Below are 18097 nucleotides of genomic sequence, written 5' to 3' on the forward strand. Positions count from 1 at the left end.
AATGAAGCCCGCCCCGGGAACGCTTTGGCAAGCGCATGGTCTTGTTCGACGCGTCGTGTCCGTCCATGATCGGGCGGTCTGAACATTCAGCTTCCAGGACGATCCTCATGAACGGCGCGGAATCCCTCGTGCGCACGCTGGTCGCGTCCGGCGTCGACGTCTGCTTCACCAACCCCGGCACCTCGGAGATGCATTTCGTCGCCGCCCTCGACCGGGTCGACGGCATGCGGTGCGTGCTCGGGCTGTTCGAAGGGGTCGTCACCGGCATGGCGGACGGCTACGCCCGCATGGCCGACAAGCCGGCGTCGACGCTGCTGCATCTCGGCCCGGGCCTCGGCAACGGCCTCGCCAATCTGCACAACGCCAAGAAGGCGTTCACGCCGGTCGTCAACATCGTCGGCGAGCACGCGACCTATCACATCGAGCACGACGCACCGCTGACCGCGGACATCGAGGGTATCGCCCGGCCGGTCTCGGGCTGGGTGAAGACCTCGAAGAGCGCGAAGGACGTGGCGGCCGACGGGGCCGCCGCGGTCGCTGCCTCGATGGGCCCTCCGGGGCAGATCGCCACGCTGATCCTGCCGGCCAACACCGCCTGGGACGAATCCGACGGCCCGGCCCTGCCGGTGGCGCCGGCGCCGCTGCCGGGCCCGGACCCGCAGGCGATCCGCGAGGCGGCGGCGGCGTTGACTTCCGGCGCCGAGACCCTGATCCACATGTCGGGGCGGGCGCTGCGGGCCGACACCCTGGAGATCGCCGGCCGGATCGCCGCGAAGACCGGTTGCCGTCTGTCGTGCCAGACCTCGAACGGCCGCTGGCAGCGCGGCGCCGGTCGGGTCGCGATCGAGCGCATCCAGTACCCGGTCGACATCGCGCTGAAGCAGCTGGCGTCGGTCAAGCACATCGTCCTGCTCGGGGCCAAGGTCCCGGTGGCGTTCTTCGCCTACCCGAACAAGCCGAGCGTGCTCATCCCCGACGGCTGCGCGGTGCATCGGTTGGCCGAGATGGGCGACGACCATCACGCCGTACTGTCGGCGCTGTGCGACGAACTGGATGCCTGGAACGCGGAGCCGGAGCTGCAGGAGAGCAAGCGGCCGGAGCTGGCGACCGGGGCGCTGACGCCGGAGGCGGTGGCCTGCGCGCTCGGCAACCTGATGCCGGAGAACGCGATCGTCGCCGACGAGAGCGTCACCGCCGGGCGCGGCTTCATGCCGTACACGGTCGGGGCGGCGCCGCATGACTGGCTGGCGCTGACCGGCGGGTCGATCGGCCTCGGCCTGCCCTACGCGACCGGGGCGGCGATCGCCTGTCCGGACCGCAAGGTGATCTGCACCGAGGGCGACGGGTCCGGCATGTACACCCTGCAGGCGCTCTGGACCCAGGCGCGCGAGGGCTGCGACGTGGTGAACGTGATCTTCGCCAACCGGTCGTACGCGATCCTGCGGCACGAACTGACCAACGTCGGGGCGCAGAACCCGGGACGCAAGGCGATCGACATGCTGACCCTCGACCGGCCGGAGCTCGACTGGGTGGCGCTGGGCAAGGGCATGGGCGTGCCCGGTGTGCGGGTCGACAGCGCCGAGACGTTCAACGATGCGCTCGCCCGGGCGATCGCCGAGCCCGGGCCGCACCTGATCGAGGCCTGGATGGCGTAGGGTGTATGTCGGCGAGCCTTCGGGTATTGCAGGGAATGGTCGATTTCAAATAACGAATATTCTTGATTAATTATATGTGAAACAAGGAATGATTAAGACTCTCTTCCTACCCTCTTGGGACGCATACGTTTCCGGAGGGGGGAGAGGGACATGGCTGGCATCCAAATCACCATTCGAAACAGCCTATTGACGGTCACAGGCTTGCTGTCGCTCGGCGTTGTCGTGCTGGCGGGGCTGGAGAGCGTGCGAGCCTGGAACGGCTATCGGGAGTCGACCTACGTCGCCGAAGGAAACCGCACCTCGGACCTGCTGCTGACCGCGGCCGGCAACTGGGCGGTGGAGCGCGGGCTCAGCAATGCGGCGTTGGCGGACTGGAACCCGGCCTCCAAGCAGGTCCTGGCCCAGATCGCGGAGCGTCGCGCGACCGCGGACGCGGCATACGCCCAGGGCATGTCCGAGATCCGGGGAGCCCCCGCGTTCCGGGGACGCGACGACCTGATCGCGAGCGTTGCCGCCGCGTATGCCAAGGTCGGGGAACTGAGAGCGAAGCTCGACAAGGATCTCGGCCAGATGAAGGTCGGCCGCTCGGCCGATGTCACGAAGGACTGGGTTCCGGTCATGACGTCGCTGATCATGATCTCGCAGGAGCTTCGGACGGCCGCGCAGTATCTGCCGCACACGATCGAGACGCGCATCCTGTTGGCCCAGGACGTCAAGCACGCCGTCTGGACCATGAGCGAGTATGCCGGCCGCGAGCGGGCGATCGTCGGTGGCCTCATCTCGGGCGGAACCGCGATGTCTCCGGCGGCGACGCAGCGTCTGACCGAGCTCCGCGGCCGGGTCGAGCAGGCCTGGACCGGGGTGCGGATCTATCTCGCCAAGGAGGTTGCGGCGCCGGAGATCACCGCGGCGGCCGAGCGTGTGAAGGAGGAGTTCTTCGGGACGTTCCAGGAGGTTCGGGCGCAGGTCTACGCCGCGGGCCAGAAGGGCTCTGACTACCCGGTCGACGGGGCCGAATGGATCGCCGCGGCGACCCGCGCCATCGACAGCCTGCTCGAGCTGTCGCGCGCCGCCAGCGTCGCCAGCGCCCGCCTCGCCGAATCGTCGGAAGGGGACAGCGTCTGGTCCATGGGGGTGAACGGGACGGTGCTGCTGGCGGCCGCTCTGCTCACCGTCCTCGCGTTCTGGATCGTTCTGAAACGGGTTGTCGGGCCGGTGAACCGGCTGACCGGGGGGATGCGGGCCCTGGCGGACGGCGATCTCGACGTCGCGCTGCCGAGCGGCGACGGCGGCGACGAGATCGCCGCCATGGCGAGGTCCGTCGAGGTGTTCCGGCAGAACGCCCGCGCGGTGCAGCGGCTGGAGACCGAGCAGAAGGAGGCGGCGGAGCGCGCCGAGGCCGAGAAACGCCGCACGATGAACGAACTCGCCGACAGTTTCGATGCCAGCGTCAAGGCGGTGGTCGGTGCGGTCGCACGGGCGGCGGAGGAACTGCAGGCGACCGCCGGCTCGATGTCGGCGACCGCCGAGCAGGCGAACTCGCAGGCGGCGGCCGTCGCGGCGGCGGCAGGCGAGGCGTCGAGCAACGTCCAGACGGTCGCGACCGCGTCCGAGGAACTGGCGGCGTCGATCTCGGAGATCGGCCGCCAGGCCGGCGAATCGCGCCGGATCGCCACCTCGGCGGTCGAGCGGGCGGAGGCGACCAACCGCCAGGTCGAAGGCCTTGTCGAAGCGGCCCGGCGGATCGGCGACGTGATTTCGCTGATCCAGGACATCGCCGAGCAGACCAACCTGCTGGCGCTGAACGCGACCATCGAGGCGGCCCGCGCCGGCGACGCCGGCAAGGGCTTCGCGGTGGTGGCCTCGGAGGTCAAGAGCCTGGCCACCCAGGTGGCCGGCGCGACCAGCGAGATATCGGAGCAGATCTCCGGCATTCAGTCGGCGACCGGTGAGGCGGCGGGATCGATCCGCGGGATCGCCGAGACGATCGCGGAGATCAACGAGAACGTCGCCTCGATCGCCGCGGCGGTCGAGCAGCAGAACGCGGCGACGAACGAGATATCCCGGAACGTCCAGGAGGCCTCGACCGGTACCGAGGAGGTGTCCCGGAACACCCACGGGCTGACCGAAGCCTCGCGCGAGACCGGTACCGCGGCGAACCAGGTCCTGGCGGCTTCCGGCGGGCTCGCGCAGGACGCCCAGAAGCTCGCGCGCGAGGTCGAAGCGTTCGTCGCGCGCGTCCGGGCGAGTTGACCGGGCGCGTTGACCGGGTTCGCCGGGCCGGTAGCGAAATATTAGGACATTGAGCCGAATCTCCGGTTGCGCAGTTCGACGGAGGCGTGGCTGGACGTTCGGTGCCTGACGCCGGTTCCCGACAGGCGGAAACTGACGAGGGTCACACAGGTGATGGCTTTCATCGATTGGCCGAGCGATGGATTCGTCCTGGACGGGTCACCCGCGGGGCGGCCGGGCGATCGCCGCCGATGGCCGGGGGGTGGGTCGTGATCGAGACGAGCCCGGAGCTGGCGATGCTGGACGCTCTGGACGAGGGAGTGGTCGCGATCGACGACAGCTACTCGATCGTGTTCTTCAACCGATCGGCCGAGCGGATGTTCGGCTACTCCAGTCTGGAGCTGCTCGGCCGGCCCCTCGACGTGCTTCTGCCGGAGGCCCACCGGGCCGCGCATCGCTCGCAGGTCGAGGGGTTCCGTCGGGACGGTCCGACCAGCCGGAAGATGAGCCAGCGCACCGAGGTGGCCGGACGCCGCAAGAGCGGCGAGACCTTCGACGCCGAGGCCTCGATCGCCAAGACGACCATCGACGGGCGCAGGGTCCTGATGGCGGTGGTCCGGGACGTCACCAGGCGCAAGAAGGCAGAGGCGCGGCTGCGCGACCTCGAGCAGCGGCAGCGCACGATCCTGGAGACCTGCGGCGATGCGATCGTGCTGGTCGACACCGAGACCGGCAGGGTCATCGACGCCAACAGCCGTGCCGGCGTGCTGTTCGGATGCGACCTCTCCGAGCTGATCGGCGTGCACCGGGACGATCTTCACTCGGGGGCCGGTCCCCGGGGCGCCGCCGCCCGCATCCGGACGGGGGCCGAATCCGGCCCCGAACCCGGCCCCGTGGCGGCGATCCGCCGGCGCGACGGTACGCTGGTGCCGGTCGAGGTCACGCACCGCGTCACCGACATCGAGGGACGCTCGACGCTGGTCGAGTTCGTGCGCGACATCTCCTACCACAAGGAGCGGGAGCGCGAGCTGGTCGAGGCCCGCGAGGCGGCGCGCCTGGCCAACGAGAGCAAGACCCGGTTCCTCGCCAACATGAGCCATGAGCTGCGCACGCCGCTGAACGCGGTGATCGGCATGTCGGAGATGATCCGGGACGCGTTCTGGGGGCCGCTCGGCCATCCGAAGTACGCCGAGTACGCAGCCGATATCAACGACAGCGGGCGGCACCTGCTGGACCTGATCAACGACATCCTCGATCTGTCCCGCATCGAGCTCGACAAGGTTCCGTTGCGGGACGAGCCGATCGATCTGGGAGAGCTGGTCGATCAGTGTCGCCGGACGGTCATGAGCCTGATCCGCGAGCGCGGCCTGACCTGGTCGAACCGGATGAGCGGCGCCGAAATCCTGCTCGGGGACCGCCGGGCGGTTCGGCAGATGCTGCTGAACCTGCTGTCCAACGCCATCAAGCACACACCGAAGGGCGGTGAGGTGTCGGTCATCGCCGGGCCGGGACCGAACGGCGGGCTGGCCCTGACGGTTGCGGACACCGGAGCCGGCATCCCCGCCGACCGCCTGTCGACCATCACCGAGCCGTTCAACCTCGACATCGACATCAGCGTCAGCCGCCAGGGCGGGGCCGGCCTCGGGCTGACGATCACCAAACGGCTGCTCGAGCGGCACGGCGGTGAACTGCTGGTCGACAGCAGGGTGGGCGAGGGCACGACCGTGCACCTGATGTTCCCGGACGAGCGGCTCCGCTCGCGAGACGACGTCTCCGGGAGGCGTACATCCGCGGAGTGACGCGGGCGGCGGCCGCTGCCGCCCGGCGGCGTCCGGCGTCCGGAAGAGGTTGCGCGGTGGCCGTGCTAGTGTCACTAAGGCTGCAAACCAGTCCGTCCGTCCATGCTCGATCCCAAGAAGCTCGTCGACTCCGATAAACTGGCGGCTCAGCACCTCGCGACAGAGCTCAACGCCGGCTCGTCGCGGGTGTATCACGTCGACCGGCTGCATCGGCTGGTGCAGGACACCGGCGCCGGGCCCGAGCAGTTCCTGTTCCGGCATCCCGAGCTGCACCGGATCATCTTCGTCAAGCAGGCCATTCGCGACGACCAGTTCCTGGCCGGGCGCTTGAACCGGGTCGGCACCAAGCTGTACTTCGCCTTCAACGAGACCAACGTCCTGGAGGGCGGGAAGTCGATCTTCGTCGGCGACCCCAACTTCGACGACGCGTTGGCCTTCCAGGCCGGGTTCGAGCGCAAGCGCGGGGTCGAGGACTACATCCACGACCGCGACATCATCCAGATCCTCGATCAGCTTCCGTCGCTCGACCCGTTCCTGCTGAAGGACCGGCTGCTGGCGGAGGGGATCGACCCGCATCCCGGCTATTTCGAGATCACCCAGGAAGAGTGGAGCAAGCTCCGCGACCACGTGATGTCCCGGTTCCGGCCGATCGTCCAGTTCGCCTATGGCGGTCTCGACGCCGCGCGGGCCCAGTCGCGCCTCCGGTTGCTGGTCGAGAAGATCTGGGCCGCCAAGGACATGGAGACGCTGGCGCCGATCATTCAGGCGATGGAACTCGACCCGAAGGAGGCGCCGGTCGCGCTGCACGCCTGGAAGGGCGTGATCTACTACGACTACCGGATGGCGTCGCTGGAGGCGGAGATCCGGCGCTTCGCCGAGTGGCTGGGCAACGGCGCCGAGCCGATCGACCTGATCCCGTCGGCCAACCGGAAGGTCGTGCTGGACGTCCGGGACGCCACCCGGGCGGTGCTGCGGGAGCGCTGGCGCAAGGCCAGGGCCCGGCTCGAGGAATACAATACCGCCTACCGCAAGCTGTTCGTCGAGAAGCAGAGCCCGGGACCGTTCATCGCGTTTCTCGGCAACGCCTCGGATATCTTCGCCGAACTCGGGGATTCGCTGTCGCGCCTGGATCATGCCAACGAGGTCTGGCAGTCGGTGACCGAGCGCTACGGCAGCAAGCACCTGAAGTACGAGCCGCTGCACCAGCTGCTGTCGCTGGCGTACCGTATCCTGGAATAGCCGGCATTCGCCGCGCGGAACGGCTGTCGCGCGGTGCGGTCACTTTCGGCGGCGGGGCGCGTCCCCATATTCCCGGTCCCGAGACAGCGGCGCAGAGGAGACGGTCATGGCCCCCGCCGGTTCCGTCCTGCAGATGATCGGCAACACCCCGATGCTCGAGCTCACCCGGATGGACACCGGTCCGTGCCGGCTGTTCCTCAAGCTCGAGAACCAGAACCCCGGCGGCTCCATCAAGGACCGTATCGGCCTCGCCATGATCGAGGCGGCGGAGCGCGACGGCCGGCTGCAGCCGGGCGGCACCATCGTCGAGGCGACCGCCGGCAACACCGGCCTCGGCCTGGCGCTGGTGGCGGCGCAGAAGGGCTACCGGCTGATCCTGGTGATCCCCGACAAGATGAGCGCCGACAAGATCCGCCACCTCCGGGCGCTCGGCGCCGAGGTGCGGCTGACCCGGTCCGACGTGCCGAAGGGGCATCCGGAGTACTACCAGGACATGGCGGAACGGATCGTGGCCGAGACGCCGGGCGCGTTCTGGGCCAGCCAGTTCGACAACCCGGCCAACCCGATGGCGCACGAGACCACCACCGGCCCGGAGATCTGGGCGCAGCTCGACGGCAAGGTCGACGCGCTGGTCGCCGGCGTCGGTTCCGGCGGCACGATCTCCGGCACCGGCCGGTTCCTGAAGTCGAGGAACCCGGCGCTGAAGGTGGTGGTCGCGGATCCCGAGGGCTCGGTGGTCGCCGGCGCGGTCGAGACCGGGCAGGTCCGCTTCGAGGACGGTTCCTGGCTGGTCGAAGGCATCGGCGAGGACTTCATTCCGCCGAACCTCGACCTGTCCGTTATCGACGAGGGCGTGACCGTCGGCGACCGGGAGGCGTTCGCCGCGGTCAACGAGCTGCTGCGTAGCGAGGGCATCCTGGCCGGCACCTCGACCGGCACCTTGCTGGCCGGCGCGCTGCGCTGGTGCCGCCGGCAGACCGCGCCGCTGAACGTCGTCAGCTTCGTGTGCGATACCGGCAACAAGTACCTGTCCAAGGCCTACGACGGCGCGTGGCTGGCCGACCAGGGGCTGGTCGACCGGCCGCGGACCGGCGACGTCAGCGACCTGATCGCGCGGCGCGCCGACCAGGGGCGGGCGATCACCGTCGGCCCGAAGGACACCATCAACACCGCCTACAACCGGATGCGGGCCAACGACGTCTCGCAGCTTCCGGTGATGGACGGCAGCCGGATCGTCGGCCTGCTCGACGAGGACGACCTGCTGATGGCGGTCCACGAGTGTCCGGACTGCTTCAAGGACACCGTCGACCGCCACATGACCAGCCGGCTGGACGTCCTGCCGGCGACCGCCGATACCTCGGCGCTGCTGCCGCTGTTCAAGGCCGACAAGGTGGCGATCGTCGAGGACGCCGAGGGGCGGTTCATCGGCATGGTCACCAGGGTCGACCTGATCAACCACCTGCGCCGCAAGCTCGGTTAGGAGAACCCCATGGCGACCACGCGCAACCGGCCCGGCTTCGCGACCCGGGCGATCCACGCCGGCCAGAAGCCGGACCCGACCACCGGCGCGATCATGACGCCGATCTACGCGACCTCGACCTACGTCCAGGAGAGTCCGGGCGTGCACAAGGGCTTCGAGTACTCGCGCAGCCAGAACCCGACCCGGTTCGCGCTCGAGGCCTGCATCGCCGACCTCGAGAACGGCGGTGCCGGCTTCGCGTTCTCCAGCGGCCTCGCTGCCATGGGCACCCTGCTGGAGCTGCTCGACTCCGGCGACCACGTGATCGCCATGGACGACCTGTACGGCGGCTCCTACCGGCTGTTCGAGAACGTCCGGCGGCGCTCGGCCGGGCTGCAGTTCAGCTTCGTCGACCTGTCCGACCCGGCGGCGCTGGAGGCGGCGATCCGTGACAACACCAAGATGGTCTGGGTCGAGAGCCCGACCAACCCGCTGCTGAAGCTGGTCGACCTCGACGCGATCGCGAAGATCGCCAAGGCCCGCAACCTGATCAGCGTGTGCGACAACACCTTCTGCTCGCCCTGGGTCCAGCGCCCGCTGGACCACGGCTTCGACATCGTCATGCACTCGACCACCAAGTACCTGAACGGCCATTCCGACGTGGTCGGCGGCGTGGCGGTGGTGGCCGAGGGCCGCGACGGGATCCGCGACAAGCTGGCGTTCCTGCAGAACGCGGTCGGCTCGGTGCCCGGGCCGTTCGACAGCTTCCTGGTGCTGCGGGCGCTGAAGACCCTGCCGGTGCGGATGGAACGGCACTGCGCGAACGCCCAGCGCATCGCCGAGTTCCTGGAGGCCCACCCCAAGGTCGAGAAGGTCTGGTACCCCGGCCTGGAGAGCCACCCGCAGCACGATCTCGCGAAGCGCCAGATGCGCGGTTTCGGCGGCATGGTGACGGCGGTGCTGAAGGGCGGCCTGGACGACGCCCGGCGGTTCCTGGAGCGCTGCGAGCTGTTCGCGCTGGCGGAGTCGCTCGGCGGCGTCGAGAGCCTGATCGAACACCCGGCGATCATGACCCACGCCAGCGTGCCGCGGGAGATCCGCGAGGCGCTCGGGATCTCCGACGGGCTGGTCAGGCTGTCAGTCGGAATCGAGGATGCGGACGACCTGCTGGCCGAGCTGGAGGCGGCGCTGGGATAGGGTGCGTCCGAAGCGGCGCCCAACGCGTCACTCTCCAACTTTCGTCGTTCCGGATGCGTCCCGCCGTGGGCGGTTCGCTCCGGAATGACGTCAAAGGAAGGGGCGTACACGGGCTCGGATCGTCCGGGCTGGTCAGTCGTACGCCCCCATCACGTTCTGGTCGTGGTCGATCACCGCGCCGGTCATCACCCCGGAATCCGCCGACAGCAGGAACAGCGTCAGCTTCGCGACGTCGTCCGGCTTGATCAACCGGCCGAACGGCTGCGCCGCCTCGGCCCGGACCAGCCAGTCGGCCGGTTGCCCCTCGGCCCGCTGCACCGCGTCCTCGTTCGGGGTGTCGGCCCAGCCGATGTTGATGGCGTTCACCCGGATGCGGTCGCGGCGCAGGCCGTGCGCGAGGTTGCGGGTCAGGGCGGCCAGCGCCGCCTTCGAGGCGCTGTACGGCACCAGCTTCGGCTGGCCGCCGTGGCTGGACATGGTGACGATGTTGACGATGCGGCCGGGCGTGCCCTCGCGCCGCATGATCCGCACCGCCTCCTGCGCCAGGAAGAACGGCGCCCGGGTGTTGACCGCGAAGATCCGGTCCCACAGCTCGGGCGTGGTGTCGTCGACCGTGCCGCGGTCGGTCACGCCGGCGGCGTTGACCAGCCCGTCGAGGCGGCCGAAGGCGCGGTCGGCGGCGGCGACGATCGAGCGGCAGGCGTCGACATCGGCGAGCTCGGCGGCGACGAACACCGCCTCGGCGCCGAGCGAGTGCAGGTCGGCGACCACGGCTTCTCCGCGCGCGCGGTTGCGGCCGGTCACCAGCAGCCCCGCGGCCCCGCGTTCGGCCAGCCGCCGGGCGACCGCCTCGCCGATGCCCTGGGTCGAGCCGGTGACGACGAACACGCCGCCGGCGAGGTCGGACTGGGCGTTCCAGGCGCTCATGGTCGGTCTCCCGGCGTCAGCGGGTATCCGGCGGCCTCGGCCATCGCGTGCAGGGCGGGCGCGAGGCGTCGTCCCGAGGCCATCACCACCGCACCCCGCGTGACGCCGTCGTTGCTGGTCAGGTCGTTGACCCAGCCGCCGGCGGCCCGCACCAGGGCCGCACCGGCGAAGGAATCCCAGGCGTTCATGTGGCCCTCGATGTAGGCGACGTAGCGGCCGGCGGCCACATGCGCGAGGCCGAGCGCGCCGGAGCCGGAGCGGTGGTAGATGCCGCCGGCCTCGAGCAGGCGGTCGATGAAGCCGACGGTCGGGTCGCGCGGAATCCGGAACGATACGCCGACTTCGGTGAGGCCGTTGCGGAAGTCGGCGACGCCGGCCGGGGCGATCGGTCGGCCGTTGCAGAACGCGCCGCCGCCGGTCCCGTCCTTGCCGACCGCGCCGGAGAAGCATTCGTCGGCACAGGGATCGACGATCACCCCGGCAGCGATCCGCCCGTCGACCATCAGGCCGACCGAGACGCACCAGGTCGGCAGCCCGGCGAGGAAGCACTGGGTCCCGTCGATCGGGTCGACCACCCAGACCGCGCCCTGGCCGAAATCCCCCGACCCGCCGCTCTCCTCGCCGAGGAAGCCGTCGCCGGGGAACCGCTCGGCCAGCGCACCGCGGATCAGGTCCTCAACCTCGCGGTCGGCGCGGCTGACCACGTCCTGCAGCCCCTTGCTCTCGACCACCAGGGCTTCGCGGTCGCGGAAGTGCCGGAGCGCGGCGGTGCCGGCCCTGCGGGTCAGTGCCTCGGCGAACGCCAGGCGCTCGGCCACCGCCGGCGCCACCTCGTCAGTCTTCGTCATTGCTGTACCGCCTCGCCGATCCGGGAGTCGAACGCGACTCATTGCAGGAAGCCCGTTTATTTTGAAGAATATCGAATAGATGGCCCCAACAAAGGGCGCCGTCGCAACGACAAGCGACGGCCGCGGCACCGCGACCGCGGCCTCAGGGAGGAAACCATGCATCGTTTCGCACGGGTCGCCGGCCTCGGCGTGCTCGCCGCCGGGCTGCTCGGCTTCGGGGCCGGACCGGCCGCCGCCGCCGGCAAGCTGACGCTCTACTGCAGCCCGCAGATCGAGTGGTGCAACCTGATGGTCGAGGCCTTCGAGAAGGAGACCGGCATCAAGGTCGCGATGACCCGCAAGAGCTCGGGCGAGACCTTCGCCCAGATCAAGGCCGAGGCCAGCAACCCGAAGGGCGACGTGTGGTGGGGCGGCACCGGCGACCCGCACCTGCAGGCGGCCGAGGAAGGGCTGACCGAGGCCTATGTCTCGCCGATGCGCAACGAGCTGCACGACTGGGCGCTGTCGCAGGCCAAGGCGGCGAATGACCGGACCGTCGGGATCTACGCCGGCGCGCTCGGGTTCGGCTACAACAAGGAGTTGCTGGCCAAGGCCGGGTTGCCGGAGCCGAAGTGCTGGGCCGACCTGATCAAGCCGGAGTTCAAGGGCCACGTCCAGATGGCGAACCCGAACTCGTCCGGCACCGCCTACACGACGCTGGCGACGATCGTCCAGATCATGGGTGAGGACAAGGGCTTCGACTACATGAAGGCCCTGCACAAGAACATCAACCAGTACACCAAGTCGGGGTCGGCGCCGATCAAGGCGGCGGCGCGCGGCGAGACCACGGTCGGCATCGTGTTCCTGCACGACGCCGTCACCCAGGTGGTGTCCGGGTTCCCGGTGGTGCCGGTCGCCCCGTGCGAGGGCACCGGCTACGAGATCGGCTCGATGAGCATCATCAAGGGCGCGCGCAACCTCGACGAGGCCAGGAAGTTCTACGACTTCGCGCTCCGTGCCGACATCCAGGAGATGGCGGTGCAGGCCAAGGCCTATCAGGTGATGTCCAACAAGGGCGCGAAGCCGGCCAAGGAGTCCCCGGACCTGAGCGCCATCAAGCTGATCGACTACGACTTCAAGAAGTACGGCTCCTCCGACGAGCGCAAGCGCCTGCTGGCGAAGTGGGACAGCGACGTGAAGCCGCTGCCGCAGTGAGCCTGCGGCCGGCATCGTGACCGGACTGAACCGGACCGTCCTCGGCTGGCTGGCCCTGGCATCGGCAGGGTTCCTGCTGCTGCCGTGGTACGCCATCGAGGACGGCTTCTGGCGTTTCGGGTGGCTGCTCGACGGCTGGCCGCTCGATCCCGACTATGCGCCGGCGATCATGCTGCTGCTGCAGGGCGAGAAGCCCTGGCTGTGGCCGGTCGCCGGCTTTCTGCTGCTGCCGCTGGTGGCGCTCGGCCGGCCGCGCACCGCCCCGCTCGCTCAAGGGGTCCTGCTGGCGGCCGGCGGCCTCGGCGTCGCCTATATTCTCGGCCAGGGCTTCGCCATCGGCATCCCGGGCTGGACCTTCGCGTCGCTGGAAGCGGCGTTCGGGCCGCTCGGCGACCGGCAGTTCGGCATGGGCTACGGCGCGCTGCTGACGGCGACCGGCCTGTTCTTCCTGTTCACCCTGGGGTGCGCCGCCCGCGGTGCGGTCAACGGCGACGGCTTCGTGGTCGGCTCGATCGGGCTGATCGTCATGGTCGTCGCGCTGTTCATCTTCTTCCCGGTCGCCCGCATCCTGGTCAGCGCCCTGCAGACCAACGAGGGCGCGCTGTCGCTGACGGTGTTCCTCGACAAGCTGCTGGTCGGCAAGATCTGGGGGCTGGACTGCGTGTACAGCCACCGGGCCTGCGGGGTGGCGTGGAACTCGTTTGCGCTCGCCGTCGCGGTCGGCGCCGGCACCACCTTGCTCGGCCTCGCCTTCGCGCTGGTGGTGACCCGCACCGGGTTTCCGGCCAAGCGGCTGTTTCGCGGCCTGACCGTTCTGCCGATCATCACCCCGCCCTTCGTCATCGGCCTGGCGCTGATCCTGCTGTTCGGCCAGTCCGGCGCGGTGACCAGCTTACTCGAATGGGCGTTCGGCATCCCGGCCAGCCGCTGGCTGTACGGCTTCACCGGGGTGTGGCTGGCGCAGATGCTGGCGTTCACGCCGATCGCCTTCCTGGTGCTGATCGGCGTCGTCGAGGGCGTCAGCCCGTCGGTCGAGGAGGCGGCGCAGACACTCAGGGCGGATGCCTGGACCACCCTGCGCACGGTGTCGCTGCCGCTGATGCGGCCGGGGCTGGCCAACGCCTTCCTGCTCGGCTTCATCGAGAGCATGGCCGACTTCGGCAACCCGATGGTGCTGGGCGGCAATTTCAGCGTGCTGTCGACCGAGATCTTCTTCGCCATCGTCGGCGCCCAGTACGACCAGGGCCGGGCCGCCGTGCTGGCGCTGGTGCTGCTGTTCTTCACCCTGCTGGCGTTCTGGGCCCAGCGCCGCTGGCTCGGGCGGAGGTCCTACACCTCGGTCACCGGCAAGGGTGACGCCGGGGTGCCGGTGGCGCTGCCCCGGCGGTTCTCCGGCCTGCTGTTCGCCGTGACCGTGCCCTGGGCGCTGATGACCGCGGTCATCTACTCGACGATCCTGTTCGGCGGCTTCGTGAACCTGTGGGGCCTGGACCATACCCTGACCCTGCGGCACTACGTCGATGCCTTCGGGGTGACGGTCGGCGACCACGGGCTGGTGTGGAGCGGCGGCGCCTGGAACTCGTTCTTCACCACCATCGCGATCTCGACGATCTCGGCGCCGCTGACCGCGGCGATCGGCCTGCTGACCGCCTATCTGCTGGTGCGCCAGCGGTTCCTGGGCAAGCAGGCATTCGAGTTCGGCACCATGCTCAGTTTCGCGATTCCCGGCACGGTGATCGGCGTCAGCTACGTGCTGGCGTTCAACGTGCCGCCGCTGGAACTGACCGGCACCGGAATCATCCTGGTGATCTCCTTCATCTTCCGGAACATGCCGGTCGGCGTGCGCGCCGGGGTGGCGGCGATGAGCCAGCTCGACTCCAGCCTGGACGAGGCCTCGCTGACGCTCGGCGCCAATTCCTGGCAGACCATCCGGCGGGTCGTGCTGCCGCTGCTGCGCCCGGCGATCCTGGCGGCGCTGGTGTACAGCTTCGTGCGGGCGATGACCGCGATCAGCGCGGTGATCTTCCTGGTCAGCGCCGAGTACGACATGGCGACCGCCTACATTCTCGGTCGGGTCGAGAACAACGACTACGGCCTGTCGATCGCCTACTCCTCGGTGCTGATCCTCGTCATGTTCGCCGCCATCTCGGTGTTCCAGCTCATGGTCGGCGAGCGTCGGCTCGGCCGGCGCAGCGGGCCGCAGGCCGGCAAACTCGACCTCGGAGGGCAGCCCGCATGAGCACCACTTTCGGCGGCCGCGCCGCCTCGGTCCGCTTCGACCGGGTGACCAAGGCGTTCGGCGATTTCGTCGCGGTCGACTCGGTGTCGTTCGAGGTCGATGCCGGCAGCCTGGCGACGCTGCTCGGTCCCAGCGGCTGCGGCAAGACCACGACCTTGCGGATGATTGCCGGGCTCGAACTGTCGACCGCCGGGCGCATCTGGATCGGCGAGCACGACGTGACCGGCCTGCCGGCGACCCGGCGCGACGTGTCGATGGTGTTCCAGTCCTACGCCCTGTTCCCGCACATGACGGTGATGGAGAACGTCGCCTACGGCTTCACGGTGTCGGGCACCCCGAAGGCCGAGGCCCGGGAGCGGGCCGAGCAGGGGCTGGCGCTGGTCGGGCTCAAGGGCTTCGGCGCCCGGCTGCCGAGCGAGCTGTCGGGTGGCCAGCAGCAGCGCGTGGCGGTCGCCCGCGCCCTGGTGCTGGAGCCCGAGGTGCTGCTGTTCGACGAACCGCTGTCGAACCTCGACGCCAAGCTGCGTCGGCGGGTGCGCGAGGAGATCCGCGACATCCAGCGGTCGCTCGGGCTGACCGTGGTGTACGTGACCCACGACCAGGAAGAGGCGCTGGCGGTCTCCGACAAGGTGATCGTCATGCGCAACGCCGCGATCGCCCAGGAGGGCACGCCGCGCGAGCTGTACGAACAGCCGGCCGACCGGTTCGTGGCCGACTTCATCGGCGACGCCAATCTCGTGGAGGCCGAGATCCGGTCGGTCGACGGCGACCTCGCCCGGGTGTCGATCGGCGGTGTCGAGGTCCGCGTCCCCGGCCGTGGCCTGCCCGTCGGCCGGGTGCTGGCGGCGATCCGCCCGGAGGCGGTGCTTCTCGAAGGCCAGGGCGGCGGGGGGCTGGCCGGGACGGTGCGCAAGGCCGCCTATCTCGGCAAGCACCTGGAGTACACCGTCGACTCGCCGGTCGGCGAGCTGTTCGTCATCGACCGCCGGATCGACGACCCGCGGCCGGCCGGGGCCGGTGTGGCGATCCGGTTCGGCGACCGGATCGCCCTGGTGCCGGACGCCGACTGAGCCGGCCGGCTCAGCGGAACCGGGTGTACGCCAGATTCGTCGCCTTGCCGGCTGCCGATGTTGACCGCGACGACCCTGCCGCCCCTCGCGACCGCGCCGACGATCCCCGTCATCGCGAACTCGGCCCGCACGGGCGCGAGCGCCGCGTCGACGTTCTCGACGGCCCCGGTCTAGCGGGGCAGTCGGCGCTCGAAGGTGCCGAGGCCGTTTCGGTCGTAGAAGTCGACGACGAGCCGGGAGACGGCGCCCGACGGGGCGCGCCGGAAGCTGACGCCGGCGGTCGGCACCGCGTTCTCGCCGACCGGCTCGAAGGTGAAGGTGTCGCCGTCGTAGGGGCTGAGCCGCCAGGTGGTCGGGGCGGCCTCCGGTCCCATGGCCATCGTCAGGTGCCCGCCGTCCACCGCGATGACGGCCGGGCCGTAGTAGTCGTTGTCGTAGTGGCCGGCATAGGCGTCGAGCGGCAGCGGCGGCCGGGCGTCGGCCGGACGCGGGGCATAGTCGTAGGGCGCCTGCTCGGCCGCGTACATCGCCTGGAAGACCCGGTCGAACAGCCCGAACCAGTCGACGGTCGGGCGGCCGTTCTCGGCGATGTCGAAGAACGACCTCGCGATGCCCTCCGGCACCCCGATCGGTTGGCCGTTCGTGACCACCGCGATGCCGAGCCGTTCGCCCGGGATCAGGCCGACATAGGTCGAGGTTCCCAGGAAGAAGGCGCCGGCGTGGCTGATCTCCAGGCGCCCGGCATCGTCGTAGCCGACGTTCCAGCCGAGACCGTAGAACCCGGCCCGGCTGAGCGGCGTGCGCGGCAGGCCGGGGATCGCGTGCGGCGCGTGGGTCGCGGCCAGCGCGCGCGCGTCGACCAGTTCCTTGCCGTCGACGGTGCCGGCGCCGAGCTGCAGGCGCAGGTACCGGGCGAGGTCGGCGATCGACGCGCTGGCGCCGCCGGCCGGGGCTTGGGGGTCGGGATCGCGCTCGAACTCGGCGATCCACTTGCCGTCGCGCCGGACATGGATGCGGGCGCGGTTCCCGTGCGCCAGATAGTCGGCGTACCGGAAGCTGGACCGCGTCATGCCGAGCGGCCGGAACAGCGCGTCCTCCGCAAGGTCCTCCCAGCTCTTGCCGGCGGCACTCGCCGCCGCCTCGGCACCCAGGGTGTAGCCGTAGTTGCTGTAGTTGTAGCTCGACCGGAACGCGTCCAGCGGCTGCCGGTCGAGGCGGGACAGGATGTAGGCCCGGCCGTATCCGATGTCCTCGAGCAGGTCGCCGGCGCCGGTGTACAGCCCCGAACGATGCGACAGCAGGTCGGCCATCGTCACGTTGGCGGTCACGTAGGGATCGGACAGCGCCTGGGCGGGAAGGGCGGTCCGGATCGGGTCGGTCCAGCCGATCAGCCCACGCCCGACGACCGCTGCCACGACGGTCGAGGCGATCGGCTTGGAGACCGAGGCCAGCGGGAACACCGTGTCGGTGTCGACCGGTTCCGGCCGGCCGACCTCGCGCACTCCGAAGCCGCGGGCGTAGACGATCTCGTCCCTGTACACGACCGCGACGGCGACGCCGGGGATGCCGGTACGGGTCATCGCACCCCCGACCACGCCGTCGAGGCTCGCGACCGCCCGGGCGACCTGCCGCTCGGTCAGCAGCGGTGGAACGAAGGCCGGCGGCGTCGGGGCGACCTCCGCTGCCGGCGCCTGGGGCGCGGATGCCGCCAGCAGCAGGGCGGCGAACAGAAGCCGGCAGGTAGTCCGTCCGGGTCGGATCGATCGCATGGTCCCGTCTCCTTCGGCGTCTCAGAATCATTTCATCACGGACAGGAACACCCGGGCGCCGGTGTCCTTCACGTCGTCGTCGTAGTCGACCGGCACCGCCAGGGTCGCGTCGACGGCGAGGACGCGGCATGGCGAAACGGCGCTTTCCTGCGGGGCAGTTTTCCTGGCGCTCTCGGTGGCATGGTCGCCGATGCAGCGCGGACGCCCGCTGTGCGGGGCGATCGCGTGCCAGACCGAGGGCGGCCGGGTGACCGCGCAGTATGTCGAGAACGTCCTGGGCCGGGCGATCGTCTTCAACGGAAGCGGGACGGAGGACGGCAAGACCGGCCAGGTCTCGCTGCGCCGGGACGCCCTCGGCCGCGCCGCCATCCTGCTCGACGAGCGCCGGTTCGCGGCGGCCGGCCGGTCGTGACGGCGTCTTCCGCTTTCAGCGGGTCGGCAGGTGCTGCGACTTGTCCGGTGCCGGCAC

At 69.9% G+C, this 18097-nt stretch carries 13 protein-coding genes; 10 read left to right on the top strand and 3 right to left on the bottom strand.

Annotated features, from left to right (window positions below):
• The first annotated feature begins 107 nt into the window (after positions 1-107).
• The 6 genes from IE246_RS20130 to IE246_RS20155 all read left to right on the top strand — a co-directional run bounded on the left by IE246_RS20130 (position 108) and on the right by IE246_RS20155 (position 9581).
• The gene (locus IE246_RS20130) at positions 108-1655 is read left to right on the top strand and encodes an acetolactate synthase large subunit (protein ID WP_189993009.1); all 1548 of its coding nucleotides are present in this window, start codon (positions 108-110) and stop codon (positions 1653-1655) included.
• 150 nt (positions 1656-1805) lie between these two features.
• Entirely contained in the window at positions 1806-3908 is a 2103-nt protein-coding gene (locus IE246_RS20135) for a methyl-accepting chemotaxis protein (protein WP_189993011.1), read from the top strand.
• 248 nt (positions 3909-4156) lie between these two features.
• Positions 4157-5686 (top strand): PAS domain S-box protein, encoded by a 1530-nt coding sequence (locus IE246_RS20140; protein ID WP_189993013.1) that lies wholly within the window; start codon positions 4157-4159, stop codon positions 5684-5686.
• A 102-nt stretch (positions 5687-5788) separates the two neighbouring features.
• Positions 5789-6925: a hypothetical protein gene (locus IE246_RS20145; RefSeq protein WP_189993014.1), complete on the top strand. Its 1137-nt coding sequence runs from the start codon at positions 5789-5791 to the stop codon at positions 6923-6925.
• Positions 6926-7031: 106 nt separating this feature from the next.
• Positions 7032-8405 (top strand): pyridoxal-phosphate dependent enzyme, encoded by a 1374-nt coding sequence (locus tag IE246_RS20150; RefSeq protein WP_189993016.1) that lies wholly within the window; start codon positions 7032-7034, stop codon positions 8403-8405.
• A gap of 9 nt (positions 8406-8414) precedes the next feature.
• Positions 8415-9581: a cystathionine gamma-synthase gene (locus tag IE246_RS20155; protein WP_189993018.1), complete on the top strand. Its 1167-nt coding sequence runs from the start codon at positions 8415-8417 to the stop codon at positions 9579-9581.
• A gap of 132 nt (positions 9582-9713) precedes the next feature.
• Here the strand turns inward: IE246_RS20155 and IE246_RS20160 are convergent, their stop codons facing one another.
• Together IE246_RS20160 and IE246_RS20165 are read right to left on the bottom strand one after the other, a co-directional pair.
• A complete protein-coding gene (locus IE246_RS20160) occupies positions 9714-10508 on the bottom strand; it encodes an SDR family oxidoreductase (protein ID WP_189993020.1) in 795 nt (264 codons plus the stop codon).
• Positions 10505-11356 carry an inositol monophosphatase family protein gene (locus IE246_RS20165; RefSeq protein WP_189993022.1) on the bottom strand — a complete coding sequence of 284 codons (852 nt, stop codon included), beginning with the start codon at positions 11354-11356 and terminating at the stop codon, positions 10505-10507. The genes IE246_RS20160 and IE246_RS20165 overlap by 4 nt, the downstream gene beginning before the upstream one ends.
• A gap of 156 nt (positions 11357-11512) precedes the next feature.
• Here IE246_RS20165 and IE246_RS20170 point away from each other — a divergent pair, with 156 nt between their 5' ends.
• Genes IE246_RS20170 through IE246_RS20180 form a run of 3 tightly spaced genes read left to right on the top strand, consistent with a single transcriptional unit; the run spans position 11513 to position 15859 of the window.
• Positions 11513-12550 carry an ABC transporter substrate-binding protein gene (locus IE246_RS20170; RefSeq protein WP_229837404.1) on the top strand — a complete coding sequence of 346 codons (1038 nt, stop codon included), beginning with the start codon at positions 11513-11515 and terminating at the stop codon, positions 12548-12550.
• Positions 12551-12566: 16 nt separating this feature from the next.
• Positions 12567-14789 (top strand): ABC transporter permease, encoded by a 2223-nt coding sequence (locus tag IE246_RS20175; RefSeq protein ID WP_229837405.1) that lies wholly within the window; start codon positions 12567-12569, stop codon positions 14787-14789.
• Complete coding sequence (locus tag IE246_RS20180) at positions 14786-15859, top strand: ABC transporter ATP-binding protein (RefSeq protein ID WP_189993025.1); 1074 nt, start codon at positions 14786-14788, stop codon at positions 15857-15859. The genes IE246_RS20175 and IE246_RS20180 overlap by 4 nt, the downstream gene beginning before the upstream one ends.
• 170 nt (positions 15860-16029) lie before the next feature.
• On the opposite strand, the gene IE246_RS20185 is transcribed toward IE246_RS20180, so the two are convergent.
• A complete protein-coding gene (locus tag IE246_RS20185) occupies positions 16030-17628 on the bottom strand; it encodes a serine hydrolase (RefSeq protein ID WP_189993027.1) in 1599 nt (532 codons plus the stop codon).
• A gap of 190 nt (positions 17629-17818) precedes the next feature.
• Between IE246_RS20185 and IE246_RS20190 the strand changes: the two genes are divergently transcribed.
• A complete protein-coding gene (locus IE246_RS20190; RefSeq protein ID WP_189993029.1) occupies positions 17819-18040 on the top strand; it encodes a hypothetical protein in 222 nt (73 codons plus the stop codon).
• Positions 18041-18097: the final 57 nt, after the last annotated feature.

Origin of the sequence: Thalassobaculum fulvum (assembly GCF_014652915.1) — a bacterium.
In the GTDB taxonomy this organism is placed as follows: Bacteria; Pseudomonadota; Alphaproteobacteria; order Thalassobaculales; family Thalassobaculaceae; genus Thalassobaculum_A; species Thalassobaculum_A fulvum.